The sequence below is a fragment of the Nonomuraea sp. NPDC026600 genome, from assembly GCF_040638335.1.
Taxonomy (GTDB): Bacteria; Actinomycetota; Actinomycetes; order Streptosporangiales; family Streptosporangiaceae; genus Nonomuraea.
Genome location: NZ_JBEZYD010000015.1, coordinates 119891 through 138566, shown reverse-complemented (window position 1 = coordinate 138566; position 18676 = coordinate 119891). Strand labels below are relative to the sequence as shown.

Annotated in this window: 18 protein-coding genes; 12 read left to right on the top strand and 6 right to left on the bottom strand. The window is 69.7% G+C overall.

The features are described 5' to 3' along the window. Positions 1-53: 53 nt before the first annotated feature. The gene (locus AB0F17_RS31315) at positions 54-254 is read right to left on the bottom strand and encodes an acyl-CoA carboxylase subunit epsilon (RefSeq protein WP_358030154.1); all 201 of its coding nucleotides are present in this window, start codon (positions 252-254) and stop codon (positions 54-56) included. Then, positions 251-1840 carry an acyl-CoA carboxylase subunit beta gene (locus AB0F17_RS31310; protein WP_358030152.1) on the bottom strand — a complete coding sequence of 530 codons (1590 nt, stop codon included), beginning with the start codon at positions 1838-1840 and terminating at the stop codon, positions 251-253. The genes AB0F17_RS31315 and AB0F17_RS31310 overlap by 4 nt, the downstream gene beginning before the upstream one ends. Before the next feature lie 35 nt (positions 1841-1875). On the opposite strand from AB0F17_RS31310, the gene AB0F17_RS31305 reads away from it, so the two are divergent. The 3 genes from AB0F17_RS31305 (at position 1876) to AB0F17_RS31295 (ending at position 6894) form a co-directional block, all read left to right on the top strand. Next, positions 1876-2649, top strand: a complete 774-nt coding sequence (locus AB0F17_RS31305; protein ID WP_358030150.1) for an ABC transporter ATP-binding protein — start codon at positions 1876-1878, stop codon at positions 2647-2649. Beyond that, the gene (locus AB0F17_RS31300) at positions 2646-4205 is read left to right on the top strand and encodes a hypothetical protein (RefSeq protein WP_358030147.1); all 1560 of its coding nucleotides are present in this window, start codon (positions 2646-2648) and stop codon (positions 4203-4205) included. Before AB0F17_RS31305 ends, AB0F17_RS31300 begins: the two co-directional genes overlap by 4 nt. A gap of 67 nt (positions 4206-4272) precedes the next feature. Then, the gene (locus tag AB0F17_RS31295; protein ID WP_358030145.1) at positions 4273-6894 is read left to right on the top strand and encodes a phosphoenolpyruvate carboxylase; all 2622 of its coding nucleotides are present in this window, start codon (positions 4273-4275) and stop codon (positions 6892-6894) included. 2 nt (positions 6895-6896) lie between these two features. Here the strand turns inward: AB0F17_RS31295 and AB0F17_RS31290 are convergent, their stop codons facing one another. From AB0F17_RS31290 to AB0F17_RS31280, 3 genes are read right to left on the bottom strand one after another with little or no spacing between them, the layout of a single operon-like run. Continuing rightward, positions 6897-7976, bottom strand: coding sequence for an epoxide hydrolase family protein (locus AB0F17_RS31290; protein WP_358030143.1), 1080 nt, complete (start codon positions 7974-7976; stop codon positions 6897-6899). A gap of 57 nt (positions 7977-8033) precedes the next feature. Beyond that, positions 8034-8885 (bottom strand): formate dehydrogenase accessory sulfurtransferase FdhD, encoded by an 852-nt coding sequence (fdhD, locus tag AB0F17_RS31285; protein WP_358030141.1) that lies wholly within the window; start codon positions 8883-8885, stop codon positions 8034-8036. After that, the gene (locus AB0F17_RS31280) at positions 8882-11086 is read right to left on the bottom strand and encodes an FdhF/YdeP family oxidoreductase (RefSeq protein WP_358030138.1); all 2205 of its coding nucleotides are present in this window, start codon (positions 11084-11086) and stop codon (positions 8882-8884) included. The genes fdhD and AB0F17_RS31280 overlap by 4 nt, the downstream gene beginning before the upstream one ends. Before the next feature lie 60 nt (positions 11087-11146). On the opposite strand from AB0F17_RS31280, the gene AB0F17_RS31275 reads away from it, so the two are divergent. From AB0F17_RS31275 to AB0F17_RS31235, 9 genes are all read left to right on the top strand, one after another. Continuing rightward, on the top strand, positions 11147-11968 hold the full coding sequence (locus AB0F17_RS31275; RefSeq protein WP_358030136.1) for a biotin--[acetyl-CoA-carboxylase] ligase: 822 nt from the start codon (positions 11147-11149) through the stop codon (positions 11966-11968). A gap of 32 nt (positions 11969-12000) precedes the next feature. Beyond that, positions 12001-12513, top strand: coding sequence for a PH domain-containing protein (locus tag AB0F17_RS31270; protein ID WP_358030133.1), 513 nt, complete (start codon positions 12001-12003; stop codon positions 12511-12513). A 41-nt stretch (positions 12514-12554) separates the two neighbouring features. Then, positions 12555-13475, top strand: coding sequence for an adenylate/guanylate cyclase domain-containing protein (locus AB0F17_RS31265; protein WP_358030410.1), 921 nt, complete (start codon positions 12555-12557; stop codon positions 13473-13475). A 15-nt stretch (positions 13476-13490) separates the two neighbouring features. Continuing rightward, positions 13491-14576, top strand: coding sequence for an S-(hydroxymethyl)mycothiol dehydrogenase (locus tag AB0F17_RS31260; RefSeq protein WP_358030131.1), 1086 nt, complete (start codon positions 13491-13493; stop codon positions 14574-14576). Further along, complete coding sequence (locus AB0F17_RS31255) at positions 14577-15197, top strand: MBL fold metallo-hydrolase (protein ID WP_358030128.1); 621 nt, start codon at positions 14577-14579, stop codon at positions 15195-15197. A 96-nt stretch (positions 15198-15293) separates the two neighbouring features. Continuing rightward, positions 15294-15470, top strand: coding sequence for a (2Fe-2S)-binding protein (locus AB0F17_RS31250; protein WP_214633455.1), 177 nt, complete (start codon positions 15294-15296; stop codon positions 15468-15470). 16 nt (positions 15471-15486) lie between these two features. Continuing rightward, positions 15487-15969, top strand: coding sequence for a bacterioferritin (gene bfr, locus AB0F17_RS31245; protein ID WP_358030125.1), 483 nt, complete (start codon positions 15487-15489; stop codon positions 15967-15969). 248 nt (positions 15970-16217) lie between these two features. Beyond that, a complete protein-coding gene (locus AB0F17_RS31240; protein ID WP_043620820.1) occupies positions 16218-16886 on the top strand; it encodes a response regulator transcription factor in 669 nt (222 codons plus the stop codon). A 2-nt stretch (positions 16887-16888) separates the two neighbouring features. After that, positions 16889-18166: an ATP-binding protein gene (locus AB0F17_RS31235; protein WP_214633457.1), complete on the top strand. Its 1278-nt coding sequence runs from the start codon at positions 16889-16891 to the stop codon at positions 18164-18166. Here the strand turns inward: AB0F17_RS31235 and AB0F17_RS31230 are convergent. Then, on the bottom strand, positions 18150-18626 hold the full coding sequence (locus tag AB0F17_RS31230; RefSeq protein ID WP_358030122.1) for a GtrA family protein: 477 nt from the start codon (positions 18624-18626) through the stop codon (positions 18150-18152). The two genes, AB0F17_RS31235 and AB0F17_RS31230, sit on opposite strands and share 17 nt — an antisense overlap. Between the last annotated feature and the right edge of the window lie 50 nt (positions 18627-18676).

Sequence of the window (18676 nt, the reverse complement as noted above, 5' to 3'; positions counted from 1 at the left end):
CTCTAGATAGTCCCAACTCCTCGAGAACTTGACACCCGATTCCCGGGATCTATCTAGGGTAGGGCGCTCATCCGCCAAGCCGACTTCCCCGGTACGACTGGCTTACGCATCGTTCTCGCCACGTTTCGCCATGTTTGAGTTCGCGGTTCGGTCGGCGGCTCCGGCGCGGACCGCCGGGTGGCGAGGACGGCCACGAGGGCGGCGATCTCCTCCGGCGTGGCGTCACCGCGAACGATCCTCAGCTGGGCGCTCATAGCGGGATGTTCCCATGCTTCTTCGGCGGCAGCGAGGCTCGCTTGTTCCGCAGCGCGCGCAGCGCCTTGACGACCTGGGCGCGTGTCTCGGCAGGTCTGATCACCGCGTCGACATAGCCGCGTTCGGCCGCGATGTACGGGTTGGCCAGCGTGTCCTCATACTCGGTGACCAGCCTGGCCCGCTCGGCGTCGGCGTCATCGCCCGCCGCGGCCAGCTCGCGCCGGTAGAGGATGTTGACGGCGCCCTGCGCGCCCATGACCGCGATCTGCGCCGTGGGCCAGGCCAGGTTGACGTCCGCGCCCAGGTGTTTGGAGCCCATGACGTCGTACGCCCCGCCGTACGCCTTGCGGGTGATCACCGTGACGAGCGGCACGGTGGCCTCGGCGTAGGCGTAGAGGAGCTTGGCGCCGCGACGGATGATTCCGTTCCATTCCTGATCGGTCCCCGGGAGGAATCCCGGTACATCAACAAAAGTCAGGATAGGAATATTAAAAGCATCACATGTTCGAATAAATCTGGCCGCCTTCTCGGAGGCGTTGATATCCAGGCACCCGGCGAAATGCATCGGCTGGTTGGCCACCACGCCCACCGACCGCCCGTCCACCCGGCCGTAGCCGACCACCACGTTCGGCGCGAACAGCGGGTGGACCTCCAGGAACTCACCGTCGTCGAGCACGCGCTCGATGACCCGGTGCATGTCGTAGGGCTGGTTCGCCGAGTCCGGGATCAGCTCGTCGAGCTCGGGATCCGGCTCCAGGTCGCCGGCGTCCTCGAAGACCGGCGCCTCGTCCAGGTTGTTGGACGGCAGGTAGGACAGCAGCGCCTTGACGTAGTCGAGCGCGTCGCTCTCGTCCGTGGCCTGATAGTGGGCCACGCCCGACTTGGTGTTGTGCGTGTGCGCGCCGCCGAGCTCCTCGAAGGTGACCTCCTCGCCGGTCACGGTCTTGATCACGTCCGGGCCGGTGATGAACATCTGCGACGTCTGGTCGACCATCACCACGAAGTCGGTCAGCGCGGGGGAGTAGACGTGGCCGCCGGCCGCCGCTCCCATGATGAGCGAGATCTGCGGGATCACGCCCGAGGCGTGCACGTTCCGCTTGAAGATCTCCGCGTAGAGCCCGAGCGCGACCACGCCCTCCTGGATGCGCGCGCCGCCGCCCTCGTTGATGCCGATGATCGGGCAGCCGGTCCGCAGCGCCAGGTCGAGCACCTTGACGATCTTCTCGCCGTAGACCTCGCCGAGCGAGCCGCCGAACACGGTCGCGTCCTGCGAGAACACGCACACCTGGCGCCCGTCGATCGTGCCGTGGCCGGTGATCACGCCGTCGCCGTACGGCCGCCTGCTCTCCAGCCCGAACATCGTGGACCGGTGCCTGGCGAACTCGTCGAACTCCACGAACGAGTCCTCGTCGAGCAGCGCCAGCACCCGCTCCCGCGCCGTCAGCTTGCCTTTGTCGTGCTGTTTGGCCACGGACGCCGCGGAGCCGGCGTGGACGGCCTCGTCAAGCCGGCGTTCCAGGTCGGCGATCTTGCCCGCGGTGGTGTGGATGTCCGGCGGGTCCGGTAGGGCCTCGGCAGCGCTCATGCGCGCAAGATTAACCCGCCTCCTAGAGTGGATCCATGACGGAGGCGGTTCACACGCACGGCCTTTTCAAGAGATACGGCCCACAGATCGCGGTGGCCGGCATCGACCTGGTGGTCCCGGCAGGCAGCTTCGCCGGGCTCGTCGGCCCCAACGGCGCCGGCAAGACGACTTCCCTCAGCATGATCACCGGTCTGCTCCGCCCCGATGGCGGCCAGGCCGAGATCGACGGCTTCGACGTGTGGCGCGATCCCGTCGCGGTCAAGGCCCGCATCGGCGTGCTGCCCGAGGGGCTGCGGCTGTTCGAGCGGTTGTCGGGCCGCGAGCTGCTCCTGTACAACGGCAGGCTGCGCGGCATCTCCAAGGCCGACGTCGAGCAGCGCGCCGAAGAGCTGCTGCAGGTGATGGACCTGGCCGAGGCCGCCGACAAGCTCGTCATCGACTACTCCACCGGCATGCGCAAGAAGATCGGCCTGGCGGCGGCGCTGCTGCACAACCCGTCCGTGCTCTTCCTCGACGAGCCGTTCGAGGGTGTCGATCCCGTCAGCGCCAACACGCTCACCGAGGTGCTCCGGCGCTTCACCGCGTCGGGCTCGACCGTCATCTTCTCCAGCCACGTGATGGATCTCGTCGAACGGCTCTGCGACTGGGTGTCGGTGATGAGCGCCGGGCACATCGTGGCCCAGGGCCCGCTGGAGCTGGTGCGTGAAGGACGTACCCTCAACCAGGCCTTCCTGGAGCTGGTCGGCGGCCCGCGTGACAACGGCGACTCGGGCCTGACCTGGCTCGGCCGGGGCAAGGACCCGGCGTGAGCACGGTCGCGCTCTTCGCCCGGCTCAAGCTCCGGTTGCTGGCCGGCAACCTCCGCGGCGACCTGCAGCGCAAGCTCGGCTTCACCCTCACGCTCATCCTGTCGGTGTTCGTGAGCGTCATCGGCTTCCTGCTCATGAGCCTGCTCCGGCTGGCCCCGCACGACGTGGCCGCGTCGATCGTCGTCGTGGTGTTCTCGGTCATGCTCATCGGCTGGATGATCGTGCCGCTGCTGGCGTTCGGCCTGGACGACACGCTCGACCCGGCCCGGCTGTCGCTGTTCCCGCTGCCCACCCACCGGCTCGCGGTCGGCATGTTCACCGCCTCCGCCACCGGCGTCTGGCCGCTGGCCACGCTGATCGTCACGACGGGCGCCCTCGTGGGGCTCGCCACCGGCGTCGGCGGCGTGCTGCTCGGGATCGTCGCCGTGCTCCTGCAGTTCGCGCTCTGCCTGGTCGCCTCCAGGCTGGTCACCACCGCACTGTCCAGCGCGCTGCGCACCCGGCGCGGCCGGGACGTGCTGGCCGTGGCCGCGATCTTCGTCGTCCTGCTCGCGCAGTTGCCGAACCTCCTGCTCAACGGCAACATCGGCGACCCGGCGGCGATGCTGCGCGGGGCGGCGGCGGTCCTCAGATGGACGCCCTCGGGCATGGCCGCGCACGCGATGGCCGACGGCGGCCTGACCGGTCTGGCCGAGCTCGTCGCCGTGGCACTCGTGGTGGTCGTGGTCGGCTGGCTGTGGATCAAGGCGCTGAGCAGGGCCCTGGTCACGCCCGACGCCTCCACCCGCGCCGCCTCCGTACGCAGGGAGAGCGGGCTGGTCGACCGGTTCCTGCCGGACGGGCCGCTGGCCGCCGTGGTCACCAAGGAGCTCAAGTACATCAGGCGCGAACCCCGCTCCCGGGTCGGCTGGTTCTCCTCCGTCGTGGTGGCCGTCGTGCTGGGGTTCTCGGTCACCCGTTCCGGAGAGACCGGGGCGTGGATCCCGATCCTGCTCACCGCGTCGGCCGGGATGATGATCGCCCTGCAGTCGGCCAACTCGTTCGGCATCGACGGCCGCTCGCTCTGGATGAACGCCGTCGCCACCGGCTCGGAGCGCGGCCTCAGCACCGATCTGGCCGGGCGCCACCTGGCCGGCGCGGTGATCGCGACACCGCTGCTCATCGTGATCGCCACCATCGCCGGACTGCTCGCCGGGCACCCGGAGGGGATCGCACCGGCGGTGCTCACCGGCCTGGGGGCGCTCGGCATAGGGTTCGGCGTCGGCTCCGTGACCAGCGTCGCCATCCCCTACACCGTGCCCGAGCGGATGAACGCCTTCAGCGGGGCCGCGCCGGGGCAGGGCGGGCAGGCGTTCGTCTCCGGCGTGGGCGCGCTGCTGGGTGTCAGCGCCCTGTCGCTGCCGTTCGTGGTGCCGCTGCTGTTCGGGCTCTTCTGGGTGTCCGTGCTCGCGCCGTTCTACGGGCTGCTGGCCGAGTTCCTGGGGCGGCGGCTCGGCGCGAAGATCGGTTTCGCCCGCCTTCCTGAGCTGCTCGCGGCGGTGTCCCAGGCCACCTGATCAATGGTCTAGTCCAATACGTGAGACCGCCTTACGGTCTTTCCGGGCTTGTGGATACCTTTGAAGCATGATTGACCAGGGGATTGAGCGTCGCAGTGCCGCGGTCACCGAAATGCCCGACGAGCTGCGCCAGGACGTGCGATTGCTCGGCAAGCTGCTCGGGCAGGTGATCGCCGAGCAGGGCGGCGAGGATCTGCTGGCTGATGTCGAACGCCTGCGTAAGGCCGTGATCGCCGCACGCAGGGGCGAGGTCACCGGCGACGAGATCACGGCCATGGTCGCCGCGTGGGAGATCGACCGGGCCGTGCAGATCGCCCGCGCGTTCACCTGTTACTTCCATCTGGCCAACCTGGCCGAGGAGCACTACCGCATCCGCATCCTGCGCGAACGTGACGCCGAGGGCCGGGTCGAGCGGGAGTCGCTGGCGCAGGCCGTACAAGAGCTGGGCGACGAGCGCGTCACCGAGCTGGTCAAGGGGCTGGAGCTGCACCCGGTCCTGACCGCGCACCCGACGGAGGCGCGCAGGCGCGCGGTCGTCACCGCGATCCAGCGGGTCAGCGGCCAGCTCACCGAGTACAACGCGGCCGGTCGCGGCGCCTCCGAGCGCGCCGAGAGCCGACGGCGGCTGCTGGAGGAGATCGACCTGCTGTGGCGTACGGCCCAGCTGCGCTCCACCAAGCTCGACCCGCTCGACGAGGTACGCACGGCCATGGCCGCCTTCGACGAGACGCTGTTCCGCATGGTGCCGCAGGTCTACCGCTCGCTCGACGCGGCCCTCGGCGACGGCACCGGCACCCGGCCGCCGCTGGCCAGGCCCTTCATCCGCTACGGCAGCTGGATCGGCGGCGACCGCGACGGCAACCCCAACGTGACCGCCAAGGTCACCCGCGAGACCGTCCAGATCCAGTCCGACCACGTGCTGACCGCGCTGGAGACGGCCTGCACGCGCATCGCCCGCACGCTCACCGCGGCCGAACAGTTCGCGCCGCCTTCGCCGGAGCTCAAGGCGGCGCTGGCCGCGGCCGTCGACGCCCATCCCGAGGTGGTCTCGGTGATGGCCACCCGCTCGCCGCGCGAGCCGCACCGGCAGTGGCTGCTGTTCGTGACCGCGCGCATCGCCGCCACCCGCCGCCGCGACCTCGACCTCGCCTACCGCGCACCGGCCGAGCTGCTCGCCGACCTGCGCCTGGCCCAGGAGTCCCTCGCGGACCACGCCGCACGGCAGGCGTACGGCGAGTTGCAGCACCTCATCTGGCAGGTCGAGACGTTCGGCTTCCACCTGGCCGAGCTGGAGGTACGCCAGCACTCCGAGGTGCACGCGGCGGCGCTGGCGGAGATCAGGGCGGGCGGCGAGCTGTCGGAGCGCACCGAGGAGGTGCTGGCCACGATCCGGGTGATCGCCTGGATCCAGGAGCGGTTCGGCGTCACGGCCTGCTCCCGCTACGTCGTCTCCTTCACCCGCTCCGACGACGACATCGCCGCGGTCTACGAGCTGGCCGAGCACGCGCTCGGCCGGCGCGCGCCCGTGCTCGACGTGGTGCCGCTGTTCGAGTCGGGCCAGGACCTGGCCAACTCCCCGGCCGTGCTGTCCGGCATGCTGGAGCTGCCGCAGATGCGCGAGCGGCTGGCCGCCACCGGCAGGCGCATGGAGATCATGCTCGGCTACTCCGACTCGGCCAAGGAGCTCGGCCCGGCCGCCGCGACGCTCCGCCTGTACGAGGCGCAGGAGCAACTCACCGCCTGGGCGCTGGAGCACGACGTCAAGCTGCGCATGTTCCACGGCCGCGGCGGCGCGCTCGGCCGTGGCGGCGGCCCCGCCAACCGCGCGGTGCTCGCCCAGGCGCCCGGCTCGGTGGCCGGCCGCTTCAAGGTCACCGAGCAGGGCGAGGTCATCTTCGCCCGCTACGGCCACATCGCCATCGCCCGCCGCCACCTGGAGCAGGTCACGAACGCGGTGCTGATGGCCTCCTCGCCCTCGATCGGCTCCCGCACCGCCGCCGCGGCCGACCGCTTCCGCCCGCTCGCCGAGAAGGTGGCCGCGGCCTCGGAGCAGGCGTACCGCTCGCTCACCGAGGACCCCGGCTTCCCCGAATGGTTCGCCCTGGTCAGCCCGCTGGAGGAGATCGGCTCCCTGCGCCTCGGCTCCCGCCCCGCCCGCCGCGGCCTCGGCGCCCCGCGCTCGCTCGACGACCTGCGCGCCATCCCCTGGGTCTTCGCCTGGGCCCAGACCCGGGTCAACCTGCCCGGCTGGTACGGCCTGGGCAGCGGCCTGGCCTCGGTGGCCTCACTCGACGAGCTGAAGGCCGCCTACGCCGAATGGCCGCTGTTCAACGCCCTGCTCGACAACGCGGAGATGTCGCTGGCCAAGACCGACAGATCGATCGCCGAACGCTACCTGGCACTCGGCGGCCGGGACGACTTCGCCCGCCAGGTCATGGAGGAGTACGACCGGACCCGCACCCTGGTGCTCCAGGTCACGGGCCACACCCGGTTGCTGGAGAACCGCAAGGTCCTGTCCCGCGCCGTCCAGCTCAGAGACCCGTACGTGGACGCCCTGTCCCACCTGCAACTCCGCGCCCTGACGGCCATGCGCACCGGCACCCCGTCCGACCGCGAGCGCGAGCGCCTGTCGACCCTGCTCCTGCTCTCGGTCAACGGAGTGGCGGCCGGCCTGCAGAACACCGGCTGAGGTCAGCCGAGGCTCTCGAAGAAGGCGTGGATGTCGGCGGTGAGGGTCTCGGTGGCGGTGTGGGCCGTGTAGTGGCCGTGGGCCGGGGCGGGGAGGGTCCGCCAGGAGACGATGCCGGTGTGGTCGCGCTCGGCGAAGGTGCGGATGGACCTGAAGTCGCCCTCCGACATGGCCAGCGCGGTCGGTACGGTGGTCGGCTCCTTGGGGTGCTCGGCGCGGGCGTTCTCCCAGTACAGGCGGAGGGCCGAGCCGGCCGTGCCGGTGAACCAGTGGATCGCCGCGTTGGTCAGCACGAAGTCGTCGTCGAGGTCCTCGTCGAAGAGCTGGGCGAGCCAGCCGACCAGCCCGGCGGGTGAGTCGGTGATCGCGTGGGCGAGCGTCTGGGGCTGCTGGGACTGCAGGACGTTGAAGGCGCCCTTCTCCTTCCAGAACCAGTCGAGTACGGCCAGCCCGGCCTGGTCCTCCTCGCTCAGGTTCGCGAACTCGGCCGGGTCACCGGAGGGGAAGGAGAACAACTGCGTCACATGGACGCCGACGACGCGGCCGGGGGCGAGCCGCCCGATCTCCGGCGAGATCATCGAGCCGGCGTCGTTGCCCACCGCGCCGTAACGCTCGTAGCCGAGGCTGGCCATCAGCTCGATCCACGCCTTGGCGATGCGCTGGTTGTCCCAGCCCAGCTCGGTGGTCGGCCCGGAGAAGCCGTAGCCGGGCAGCGACGGCACGACGAGGTGGAAGTGTCGCGAAAGCGGCTCGATGGCGTCCAGGTACTCGACGATCGAGCCGGGCCAGCCGTGCGTGAGGATCAGGGGCAGGGCGTCGGGGTTCTCCGAGCGGACGTGGATGAAGTGGATGTTCTGCCCGTCGATCTCGGTGGTGAACTGCGGGTAGGCGTTGAGCCTGGCCTCCTGCGCCCGCCAGTCGAAGCCGTCGAGCCAGTGGCTGACCAGCCGCAGAACTCGCTCGACGCGCACGCCTTGGTCGGCGTCCGCGATCTCGTCGGTGAAGCGGGTCATGGCGAGGCGGGTCCGCAGGTCGTCGAGGTCGGCCTGGGGGATCTCGATGCGGAAGGGGTGAACGCTCATCGCGGGCTCCTCGTCGGAACGGGTTGTTCTGTTCCAACTATAGCAGAACGGAATGCTTCATTCCACTAGAATCCGCTCCTGTCCCGAATACACGTTGCACCGCTGCCCCCGCAGGAACCCGACGAGCGTCATGCCGAACTCCCTGGCCAGGTCCACGGCCAGCGACGAGGGGGCGGAGACCGCGCACACCGCCGGCAGGCCCGCGACCAGCGCCTTCTGCATGATCTCGTAGCTGGCCCGGCCGCTGACCATCAGCACGTGCTCGGTCAGCGGGAGCCGCTCGCCGAGTGACGCCCAGCCGACCAGCTTGTCCACCGCGTTGTGCCGGCCCACGTCCTCCCTGAGCGCCACCAGCGTGCCGTCGGGGCGGAACAGCCCGGCCGCGTGCAGGCCGCCGGTCTTGCCGAACACGCCCTGGCCTGCCCGCAGCGCGTCCGGCAGGCCGTACAGGATCTCGGGGGTGAGTTCGAGCGTGCCGCGGGGGAGCGGCGCGCAGCGGTCGTGCAGGTCGTCGAGGCTGGCCGAGCCGCAGACGCCGCAGGCGCTGGAGGTGAGGAAGTGGCGGTCCAGCGTGGGCAGGTCGGGGATCGGGCCGTGCAGGCGTACGGTGACCGTGTTGTAGCGGGCCTCGGGCGGGAGGTCCTCGTCGGTGCAGTAGGCGATGGCCGCGATGCCGCCGGGCCGGACCAGTCCCTCGCCGTGCAGGAACCCGGCCGCCAGCTCGAAGTCGTGGCCGGGGGTGCGCATGGTGATGGCGACGGTCTTGCGGGTGCCGTCCAGCGCGGTGAGGCGGATCTCCAGTGGTTCCTCGGTGGCGAGGTCGTCGCGCCGGTCACGGACCGTGGAGCCGGACAGCTCGCGGACGCGGATGCGGGTGGTGGGACCCACGCGGGTCAGCCGGTCGCTCATAGCCGCCGCACCGTGACGAGCGCGTTGTAGTCGGGGATCCGGGCCTGGGGTGAGCGCCGGGCCTCGTCGAGCAGGACGTTCCCCTCCGGCCAGTGGATCTGCAGGTTGCCCGGCATCAGCGGCGCCCGCAGGACCTTGCCCAGGTACGACCGCTCGCCCGAACTCAGCTCGACCGGAGTGCCGTCGGGCAGGCCGAGGCGGTCGGCGTCGTAGGGGCTCATCAGCACGGCCTCGCGCATCGCGCCGTTGAAGCCGTCGCGCCGCTCGTGGACCATGCTGTTGAACTGTTTGCCGCGCCGGGTGGCGACCATGAACGTACCGTCGGGGCGCTCCAGCGCGGGCGGCTCGACGGCGGAGAACACGCCGCGCCCGTCGGGGGTGTTGAAGCGGCCGTCGGCGAACAGGTGGCGTCCGCCGTACTGGACGTTGTCCCCGAACCCCTTGAGAGCGGATATGCCCTGGTAGAACGGCACCGCCTGCTCGATCTCCGCGCGGATCCGCGGGGTCCCGGTGAAGCGAACTTTTGCCGAAATTTCGGGGTTTGTTTGGGCGGCCAGCTCGCCGAAGATCTTCCACTCCGGCCACGCCTCGCCGATTCGCGGCCCCTCGATCTCGGGCGAGAAGATGATCCGGCGCTCGGTGGACGTCTCGGTCACCCCGCCGGTCATCTCGTAGCGGGTCTGCGCGGGCAGCAGCAGTACGTCGCCCTCGGAGGGCACCAGCATCTGCGAGGACAGCACGATGTCGATGTGCACGCGGAGCTTGAGCCGGGCCAGCGCCTCCCGGCAGTAGCCGGGGTCGGGCAGCACCTCCAGGAAGTTGCCGCCCGAGGAGATGAGTGCGTCGAGGTCGCCCGAGTGGGCCGCGTCGATCATGTCGGTCGCGGTCAGGCCGGGCGCCGTCGGCACCTCAAATCCCCAAATATCAGTAAATTTCGCGGCATTTTCTGGCGTGATCGGCAGACCGCCGGGCAGGCCGGTCGCGTACGCGCCCATCTCGGCCCCGCCCTGCACCCCGCTGTGCCCGCGGATCGGCATCAGCCCGCAGTTGTCGCGGCCCAGGAAGCCGCGCGCCAGGGCCAGGTTCACGATCGACCGGACGTTGTCCTCGCCGAAGGCGTGCTGCGTGATCCCCATCGACCAGACCAGCACCGCCGACTTCGCCTCGCCGAGCAGCCGGGCCAGCCGGAGCATCTCGTCGCGGGTCGCCCCCGCCAGCGCCTCCAGCTCCTCCCACGTCTGGTCCGCCAGCGCCCGCCGGACCTCCTCGAAGCCGGAGGTCCGCTGGTCGACGAACGCCTTGTCCACCCAGTCGTTCTCGATCAGGTGCTTGAGCACGCCGTTGAGGAAGCCGATGTCGCCGCCCACGTTCACTCCGAAGAACTCGTCGGTGATCTTCGTCCCGAACACCGCCGACTCGGCGTTCGACGGCACCCAGTAGCGGTCCATGCCGGGCTCGCGGTAGGCGTTGATCATGGCCACGCGGGTGCCGGCCTTCTTGGCGTGGTAGAGGTACTTCATCGCCACAGGCTGGTTGTTGGACGGGTTCGACCCGATGAAGACGATCAGGTCAGAGCCGATCCAGTCGGTGTAGGAGCAGGTGGTGGCCGCCGCGCCGATCGTCTGCTTGAGGGCGACGGTCGAGGGTGAGTGGCAGATGCGCGCCGCGTTGTCCACGCTGTTCGTGCCCAGCGCGCGTACCGCCTTCTGCGCCGCGTAGTAGTTCTCGTTCGGCATGCCGCGGCTGGTCAGGTAGGCGCCGAAGCGCGCCTCACGCAGCCCGTCGGCGGCCACCTTCAGCGCCTCGTCCCACGAGATCCGGCTGAAGCCCGGCTCGCCCGCGCGCCGCAGCATCGGGTACGGCAGCCGCCCCAGCTCCCGCAGCTCGGCGCTCTTCCGGCCGGCCAGCTCGGAGACGTCGCCCAGCAGCGAGACGTCGAGTGCCGGCATCGTGTTCAGCGGCAGCAGCCGCAGCCGGATGTTGCACAGGTGGACCTCGTCCATCGTCCAGTCGCGCATGCCCCGCGTGCCCAGCGCGCACCCGTCGCACGTGCCCTGCTGGAGAATCCGCCAGGCGTAACGCCTGTTGCCCTTGACCGATCGAAACGCCTTCAGCAGCTCCAAGTAGTTGTTCGGCTTGCGCAGGCCGATGCCGAACGGCCGCCACGAGGCCCAGTTGCGCGGGTCCAGACGTCTGCTCATCTCCCCATCTTCCCCGCGTGCGGCGTCAGAGGACACCGGAGGTTCGGCGAAGATGGAGGGATGCCCGACTCGCGCTACTCCGATCTCGACCGCCCGCCCCTGTCCGAGGTGGCGCTCAACCGCGCCCTCATACGGCCCGGCAGCCTGTGGACCGGCGTACACGTCGTCGAGAGCACCGGCTCGACCAACGCCGACCTCGCCCAAGCCGCGAAAGAGGGCGCGGAGGAAGGCCGGGTCCTGGTGGCCGAGTCGCAGGTCGCCGGCCGGGGCAGGCTGGGCCGCACCTGGGCCGCGCCGCCGCGCTCGGGCCTGACCGTCTCCGTCCTGCTCAGGCCGGAGGTGCCCATGGCCAAGCAGGGGTGGCTGGCGCTGCTGTTCGGCGTGGCGGCGGCCTCGGCCGTCCGCAGGCTGGCCGAGGTGGACGTACGGCTCAAATGGCCGAACGACCTGCTGATCGGCGAGCGCAAACTGGCCGGGATCCTGGCCGAGCGGGCAGAGGACGCCGTCGTCATCGGGATGGGCCTGAACGTGTCGCTCAAGCCGGATGAGCTGCCCGTGGAGACGGCGACCTCGCTGGCCATCGAGCAGGCGGCCTGCGTGGACCGGGACCCGCTGCTCAGGGCCGTGCTCAGGGAGGTCGAGCGGCACTACCGCGACTGGTCGGCGGCGGGCGGCGACGGCGACGCGTGCGGGCTGCGCGCCGCCTACCAGGCCTCCAGCGCCACGATCGGGCGGCAGGTCCGGGTCGAGCTGCCCGGCGATCGGGTGCTGACCGGCCAGGCGACCGGCATCGACCAGGACGGACACCTCCAGGTGACCTCGGACGGCAGGCTCCACACGTTGAGCGCGGGTGACGTCGTCCACGTTCGCGCGTCCTCGTAGCCCCGCGGGCGCGGAGGTGGCACCATTTGCCCATGACCCTCCCTGACCACCACTTGACGCAGGGTGAACGGCGCATCAGGTCGTTCCACCCGCACTGGAAGCGGCTCGTGGTGCCCTTCATCGCGCTCGTGCTGATCGTCGCCGCCTCGGGCGTGGCGCTCTTCTTCATCCCCAGCACGTTCGAGTACGCCAACTACGCCAGGATCGCCGTCGGTGTCGTCGCCGTGCTCCTGCTGACGATCTGGTCGTTCGTGCCCTACCTGCAGTGGAAGAACACCGGCTACGTGCTCACCACCCACCGCTTCACGATCAGCACGGGTGTGCTCAACAAGTCGACGGACGAGATCCCGATGGCCAAGGTCAACACGGTCAGCTCCGACCAGACCTTCTTCGAGCGCATCCTCGGCTGCGGCACGCTCACCGTGGAGTCGGCGGGCGACCGGGGGCAGATCGCCCTGCGTGACATCCCCCACATCCAGGACGTCAGGACCGACCTGTTCCGCCTGCTGGAGGACGCCTCCGACGGAGATATCGACGGCCATTGAACAGACCCACCGCTGAGGAGATCGACCGGCTGCTCGTCGGCATGCCCGCCCGCCACACCAAGGCGGGGGTGTCGGCGGCGGCGGGCGTCTCGCCGGAGCTGGCCGAGCGCATCTGGCGGGCGCTGGGCTTCGCCTCGCTCGCCGACGACGCGGTCGCGTTCTCCGACGGTGACGTCGACGCGCTGCGGCGGGTGAGCAGGATGCTCGACAGCGGCCTGCTCGACGAGCAGACCGTCATCCGGATGGCCCGCGCGCTCGGCCAGACCACGGCCAAACTGGCCCAGTGGCAGGCCGAGATCATGATCGGCGCGATGCTGCCGCCGGGCGAGCGGCCTTCCGACGACGACCTGACCCAGGTGCTCGACACGGCCCGGCGGCTGCTGCCCGACTTCGAGCAGGTGCTGATCCACGTCTGGCGGGCCCAGCTCGCCGCCGCGGGCACCCGGCTGCTGTCCGTCGCCGACCTCGACGAGGAGAACATCCCCGCCCGCGTGTCGATCGCGGTGGGTTTCGCGGACCTCGTCTCGTTCACCCGGCGGGCCCGCGAGCTCGACGAGCGGGAGCTGGCCGCGCTGGTCGAGGGGTTCGAGGCGCGGGCCTCCGACGTGGTGGCCGCGCACGGCGGCCGACTGGTCAAGACGCTCGGCGACGAGGTGCTGTTCACCGCCCACACCCCGGCGGACGCGGCGGCGATCGCGCTCGACCTGGTGGAGGCGGCCGACCTGCGCATCGGCCTGGCCTACGGGCCGGTGCTGCCCATCATGGGCGACGTCTACGGCACCACCGTCAACCTGGCCGCCCGGCTCACCGCCATCGCCCGGCCCGGCACGATCCTCGTCGACGCCGAATTGGCCGAGGGACTCGACGGCGGGCTGGGGTTCGAGGTACGCCGGATCCGGCGCCGACCGGCCCGGGGACTCGGGATGGTGCAGCCCTACGCCTTGCGGCGATCATCCTCCTGACCCAAGATGGCTGCCATGCCGTACGAAGTGCAGGGTGTCATCGCCCGAGGTAAGGGCCAGGAAGTATCGGTCGAGACGGTGATCGTCCCCGACCCGGGACCGGGTGAGGCGGTGGTGGCGGTCAGGGCCTGCGGGGTCTGCCATACCGACCTGCACTACCGGGAGGGCGGCATCAACGACGACTTCCCGTTCTTGCTCGGGCACGAGGCCGCAGGCGTGGTCGAGGCGGTGGGCGAGGGCGTCACCGAGGTCGAGCCCGGCGACTACGTGATCCTCAACTGGCGGGCCGTGTGCGGCCAGTGCCGCGCCTGCCTGCGCGGGCGCCCGTGGTACTGCTTCAACACCCACAACGCCGCGCAGAAGATGACGCTGGCCGACGGCACCGAGCTGTCGCCCGCGCTGGGCATCGGCGCGTTCCTGGGCAAGACGCTGGTCGCCGCCGGGCAGTGCACCAAGGTCGCCGCCGACGCGCCCGCCGAGGTGGCCGGACTGCTCGGCTGTGGCGTCATGGCCGGGCTCGGGGCCGCGCTCAACACCGGCAACGTCTCCAGGGGCGACTCGGTCGCCGTCATCGGCTGCGGCGGCGTCGGTGACGCCGCGATCCTCGGCGCGTCGATCGCCGGCGCCACGAAGATCATCGCGGTCGACGTGGACGACCGCAAACTCGAATGGGCCCGCGGTTTCGGCGCCACCGACACGGTCAACTCGCGGGCGAACGACCCCGTCGAGGCGATCCGCGACCTCACCGGCGGCTTCGGCGCCGACGTGGTCATCGACGCCGTCGGCCGGCCGGAGACGTACAAGCAGGCCTTCTACGCCCGTGACCTGGCCGGCACCGTCGTGCTCGTCGGCGTGCCGACGCCCGAGATGCAGCTGGAGCTGCCGCTGCTCGACGTGTTCGGGCGCGGCGGGTCGCTCAAGTCCTCCTGGTACGGCGACTGCCTGCCGTCGCGCGACTTCCCCATGCTGATCGACCTGTTCCGGCAGGGGCGGCTCCCGCTCGACAAGTTCGTGTCGGAGACCATCGGGCTCGACGGGGTCGAGGAGGCGTTCGCCAAGATGCACCGCGGCGAGGTGCTGCGCTCGGTGGTGATCCTCTAGATGATCGACAGGGTCATCACCTCGGGGACGTTCTCGCTCGACGGCGGCACCTGGGACGTCGACAACAACGTCTGGCTGGTCGGCGACGCCCGCGAGGTGGTCGTCATCGACGCGGCGCACGACGCGCGCGCCATCACCGACCGCGTCGGTGAGCGCACGGTCAAGGCCATCATCTGCACGCACGCGCACAACGACCACATCAACGCCGCCGGGGAGCTCGCCGAGCTGACCGGGGCGCCGATCCGGCTGCACCCCGCCGACCAGGTCCTCTGGGACCAGGTGTACGGCCAGGCGGTGCCATACCATCCGCTGGCCGACGGCGAGAAGATCGAGGTCGGCGGGATCGCGCTGGAGGTGCTCCACACCCCGGGCCACGCGCCGGGCGCGGTCTGCCTGCACGCGCCCGACCGCGGCGTGCTGTTCAGCGGCGACACGCTGTTCAAGGGCGGTCCCGGCGCGACCGGGCGGTCCTTCTCGTCGTTCGACACGATCATCGACTCGATCACCCGGCGGCTGCTGACCCTGCCCGGTGAGACGGTCGTGCACACCGGCCACGGCGACTCGACGTCGATCGGGGCCGAGGCGCCGCACCTGGAGGAGTGGATCGCCCGGGGACAGTGATCTGTGTCCGACCTAACATAGGCAAGCCTTACCGAAGTGGGTTACCTTAGGTGTGCCTAACCTTTGGTCCCTTCGTCGTGAAAGGCTTGTCCCCGCATGTACGTATGTGTGTGTCGTGCCGTGACCGAGAACGAGGTCCACGACTGCATCGCCGCGGGTGCCAGGAGCGCGAAGCAGATCCGCGACACCACGGGTGCCGGGGGAGACTGCGCGACTTGTGTCAGAAAGATATGTGCGATCCTGAAGAGGTCTGAGGAACTCACGACCGCATAGCACGAGGGGCCCGTTCATGCAGGGCGACATCCAGATCATCGAGCTGCTCAACGAACAGCTCACCGCGGAGCTGACCGCGATCAACCAATATTTTCTGCATGCCAAGATGCAGCAGAACTGGGGTTACACCAAACTCGCCGAGCACACCCGCGCCGAATCGATCGACGAGATGCGCCACGCCGAGCGTCTCACCGATCGCATTCTCTTCCTTGAGGGGCTGCCCAACTACCAGCGCCTCGGCACGCTGCACATCGGGCAGACGGTCGAGGAGCAGTTGCGGGCCGACCTGGAGGTGGAGGTGTCCGTCGTGGCCCGGCTGCGGCCGGGCATCAAGCTCATGCGGGAGAAGGGCGACGTGACCTCCGCACGGATCTTCGAGGAAATCCTCGAGGACGAGGAGCACCACATCGACTACCTGGAGACCGAGCTGGCGCTCATGCGGAGCCTGGGCGAGCAGCTCTATCTCGCCCGCTACGCCGAGCCGCCCTCCGAGGGCTGAGCCCCGGATTCGACGCGCCCGCCGGTACTCCCGGCGGGCGCGCGCCTTTCCGCGACACGCCGGACGGCACAGAAGGTTTTGCGATTCCGCAAGATCGGCGATCGCATTTTGTCCCATGCGAATGCGGTAATTTAAGCGGGATCAACCGACATTTATCTGAGTTTGCCCAGGTCAATGGATAGGTCAACGACGAGTCAAACCGCGCGCTGTGACCGGGAAACGATCGCCTAAGGTCCTACGATCGCTTCATGACCTGCGTACTTCTCGCCGAGGATGACACCTCGATTTCCGAGCCACTCGCGCGTGCGTTGCGCCGCGAGGGCTATCAGGTTGAGGTGAGCCCCGACGGCCCGCAGGCCCTGGAAAGGGCTCTGTCGGGTGGCATCGACCTCATCGTTCTTGACCTCGGCCTGCCAGAAATGGACGGGCTGGAGGTTGCGCGCCGGATCCGCGCCGAAGGGCACGGCACTCCGGTCCTGATACTTACCGCTCGGGTCGACGAAGTCGACACGGTCGTCGGCCTCGACGCCGGCGCCGACGACTACGTCACCAAGCCGTTCCGGCTGGCCGAGCTGCTCGCCAGGGTGCGGGCGCTACTGCGCCGGGGCACCTCAGAGACACCGGTGGTGCAAGGCGTCCGCATCGACGCCGACTCCCGCCGTGCCTGGATGGGAGAGAAAGAGCTGCACCTTACGACCAAGGAGTTCGACCTGCTCCGCGTGCTGGTCCGCGACGCGGGCAAGGTCGTCACCCGCGAGCAGATCATGCGCGAGGTGTGGGACACCAACTGGTGGGGTTCCACCAAGACACTCGACATGCACATTTCCTGGCTGCGCCGCAAGCTGGGCGACGACGCGGCAAAGCCTCGCTACATCACCACCGTCCGAGGAGTCGGCTTCCGCTTCGAACGCGAGTAGGGATGCGCCGCCGCCTGCTCACATCCACCCTGGTCGTCGCGGTCATCGCGGTGCTGCTGCTGGGGGTCCCCCTGGGCATCGTGGTCAGCCGCCTGATCGTCGACGAGGCGGCCCAGGAGCTCAGGGCGGAGGCGACGCGTCTGGTGGGGGAAGTCGAGTATGCCCGTATCCAGGACACGCCTCTCGATCCTCAGCAACTCAAGCAGAAGTACCCCGACCGCTACATCCAGATCTACGAGCGTGCCACCCAGCCCAAGGCGACCATCGTCGGCGTTCCGCCGCCGTCCGGTCACCAGATGACCGAGGACGCCCAGTCCGAGAACGGTATCTACGTCCGGGTGAGCCGCGACAGGGACCAGGTCGAGCAGGACGTGCGAGCACGCCTGCTGCTGATCGTGGCCCTGGCCGTCGCGGCTCTGGCGGTGGCGGTCGGCCTTGCCATCGTGCAGTCGCGCCGTCTGACGCTGCCCCTGCAGGACCTGGCGAAGATCGCCGACCGGCTCGGCTCCGGCGACGCCCGGCCCAGCAAGCATCGTTACGGCATTCCGGAGCTCGACCGGGTGGCTCAGGTGCTCGACCGCAGCGCCACCCGCATCTCCGACCTGCTCACCCGCGAACGCGAGTTCGCCACCGACGCCTCCCACCAGCTACGCACCCCGCTGACCGGCCTCACCATGCGCCTGGAGGAGATCGTCGCGGCCAGCGAGCACCCGGAGGTCGTCCGCGAGGAGGGCGAGGCGGCCATCGTGCAGGCCGAGCGGCTCACCGCCGTGATCGACGAGCTGCTGGCCGCGGCCCGCCGCCAGCGCCACGCCCAGGCCAAGCCGGTCGGGATCGACGAGGTCCTGGTCCAGCAGGTCACGGAGTGGGAGCCGGTCTTCCGCGGCGAGGGCCGCTCGCTGCTGCTCGAAGGCTCGCGCGGGCTCAGGGCGCTGGCCACCACCGGTGGCTTCGGCCAGGTCATCGCCTCGCTGCTGGAGAACTCCCTGAGGCACGGCGGCGGCACCGTCACCGTCACCACGACCAGTGGCGACAACTACGTGGTGACCGAGGTGTCCGACGAGGGTCCCGGCATCGCCGACGACATCGCACCCAAGGTCTTCGAACGCAACGTCAGCGGAGCCGGCGGCACCGGCCTGGGGCTGACCCTGGCCCGCGCGCTGGCCGCCGCCGACGGGGGCCGGCTGGAGCTGGTGCGGCGGCGTCCGGCGACGTTCGCCATCTTCCTGCGGCACGCCGAGGACAACGACCGGACCCGCGTGGTCAGCGGTCCTGCTTGACCCCGGGCAACTCCGTGGGGATGGGCTCGGTGGCCTCCAGGAACACCCACTTCTTGTACGACCAGTAGCGGAACAGCGTGCCGAGGCCGACGCCCACGATGTTCGCGATGTTGATGCTGAGCAGGTCGTGCAGGTGCAGCGTGTATTTGGTGAAGCCGATGGTCAGGAGCCCGAACAACAGGGCGATGCCGTTGAGCAGGAAGAACAGGAAATATTCGCGGCCCAGGCCGCTCTGCTCGCGGTGCCGGAAGGTCCAGAAGCGGTTGCCCAGGTAGGCGAAGGTCGCAGAGATGACCGTGGCCAGCACCTTGGATGTCAGCGGGCCCATGCCGAAGACACCCAAGAAGAGGTTGAGCATGCCGAAATCGATCACAAAGGCGATGAGGCCGATGATGCCGAACTTGGCCATCTCGTGCACGAGAGCCGAGAATCGCTGGTAGAGCCCCTTGGCGAAGTCCACGTCTGCTACTCGGCCCTTCCAGTCGCGGCGCAAATCAGGTCATGACCACT

What these genes read in the sequence shown, in the direction of transcription:
- AB0F17_RS31315 (WP_358030154.1), bottom strand. Translation starts at nt 254, where the DNA reads ATGAGCGCCCAGCTGAGGATCGTTCGCGGTGACGCCACGCCGGAGGAG.
- AB0F17_RS31310 (WP_358030152.1), bottom strand. Translation starts at nt 1,840, where the DNA reads ATGAGCGCTGCCGAGGCCCTACCGGACCCGCCGGACATCCACACCACC.
- AB0F17_RS31305 (WP_358030150.1), top strand. Translation starts at nt 1,876, where the DNA reads ATGACGGAGGCGGTTCACACGCACGGCCTTTTCAAGAGATACGGCCCA.
- AB0F17_RS31295 (WP_358030145.1), top strand. Translation starts at nt 4,273, where the DNA reads ATGATTGACCAGGGGATTGAGCGTCGCAGTGCCGCGGTCACCGAAATG.
- AB0F17_RS31290 (WP_358030143.1), bottom strand. Translation starts at nt 7,976, where the DNA reads ATGAGCGTTCACCCCTTCCGCATCGAGATCCCCCAGGCCGACCTCGAC.
- fdhD (WP_358030141.1), bottom strand. Translation starts at nt 8,885, where the DNA reads ATGAGCGACCGGCTGACCCGCGTGGGTCCCACCACCCGCATCCGCGTC.
- AB0F17_RS31280 (WP_358030138.1), bottom strand. Translation starts at nt 11,086, where the DNA reads ATGAGCAGACGTCTGGACCCGCGCAACTGGGCCTCGTGGCGGCCGTTC.
- AB0F17_RS31275 (WP_358030136.1), top strand. Translation starts at nt 11,147, where the DNA reads ATGCCCGACTCGCGCTACTCCGATCTCGACCGCCCGCCCCTGTCCGAG.
- AB0F17_RS31270 (WP_358030133.1), top strand. Translation starts at nt 12,001, where the DNA reads ATGACCCTCCCTGACCACCACTTGACGCAGGGTGAACGGCGCATCAGG.
- AB0F17_RS31265 (WP_358030410.1), top strand. Translation starts at nt 12,555, where the DNA reads ATGCCCGCCCGCCACACCAAGGCGGGGGTGTCGGCGGCGGCGGGCGTC.
- AB0F17_RS31260 (WP_358030131.1), top strand. Translation starts at nt 13,491, where the DNA reads ATGCCGTACGAAGTGCAGGGTGTCATCGCCCGAGGTAAGGGCCAGGAA.
- AB0F17_RS31255 (WP_358030128.1), top strand. Translation starts at nt 14,577, where the DNA reads ATGATCGACAGGGTCATCACCTCGGGGACGTTCTCGCTCGACGGCGGC.
- AB0F17_RS31250 (WP_214633455.1), top strand. Translation starts at nt 15,294, where the DNA reads ATGTACGTATGTGTGTGTCGTGCCGTGACCGAGAACGAGGTCCACGAC.
- bfr (WP_358030125.1), top strand. Translation starts at nt 15,487, where the DNA reads ATGCAGGGCGACATCCAGATCATCGAGCTGCTCAACGAACAGCTCACC.
- AB0F17_RS31240 (WP_043620820.1), top strand. Translation starts at nt 16,218, where the DNA reads ATGACCTGCGTACTTCTCGCCGAGGATGACACCTCGATTTCCGAGCCA.
- AB0F17_RS31235 (WP_214633457.1), top strand. Translation starts at nt 16,889, where the DNA reads ATGCGCCGCCGCCTGCTCACATCCACCCTGGTCGTCGCGGTCATCGCG.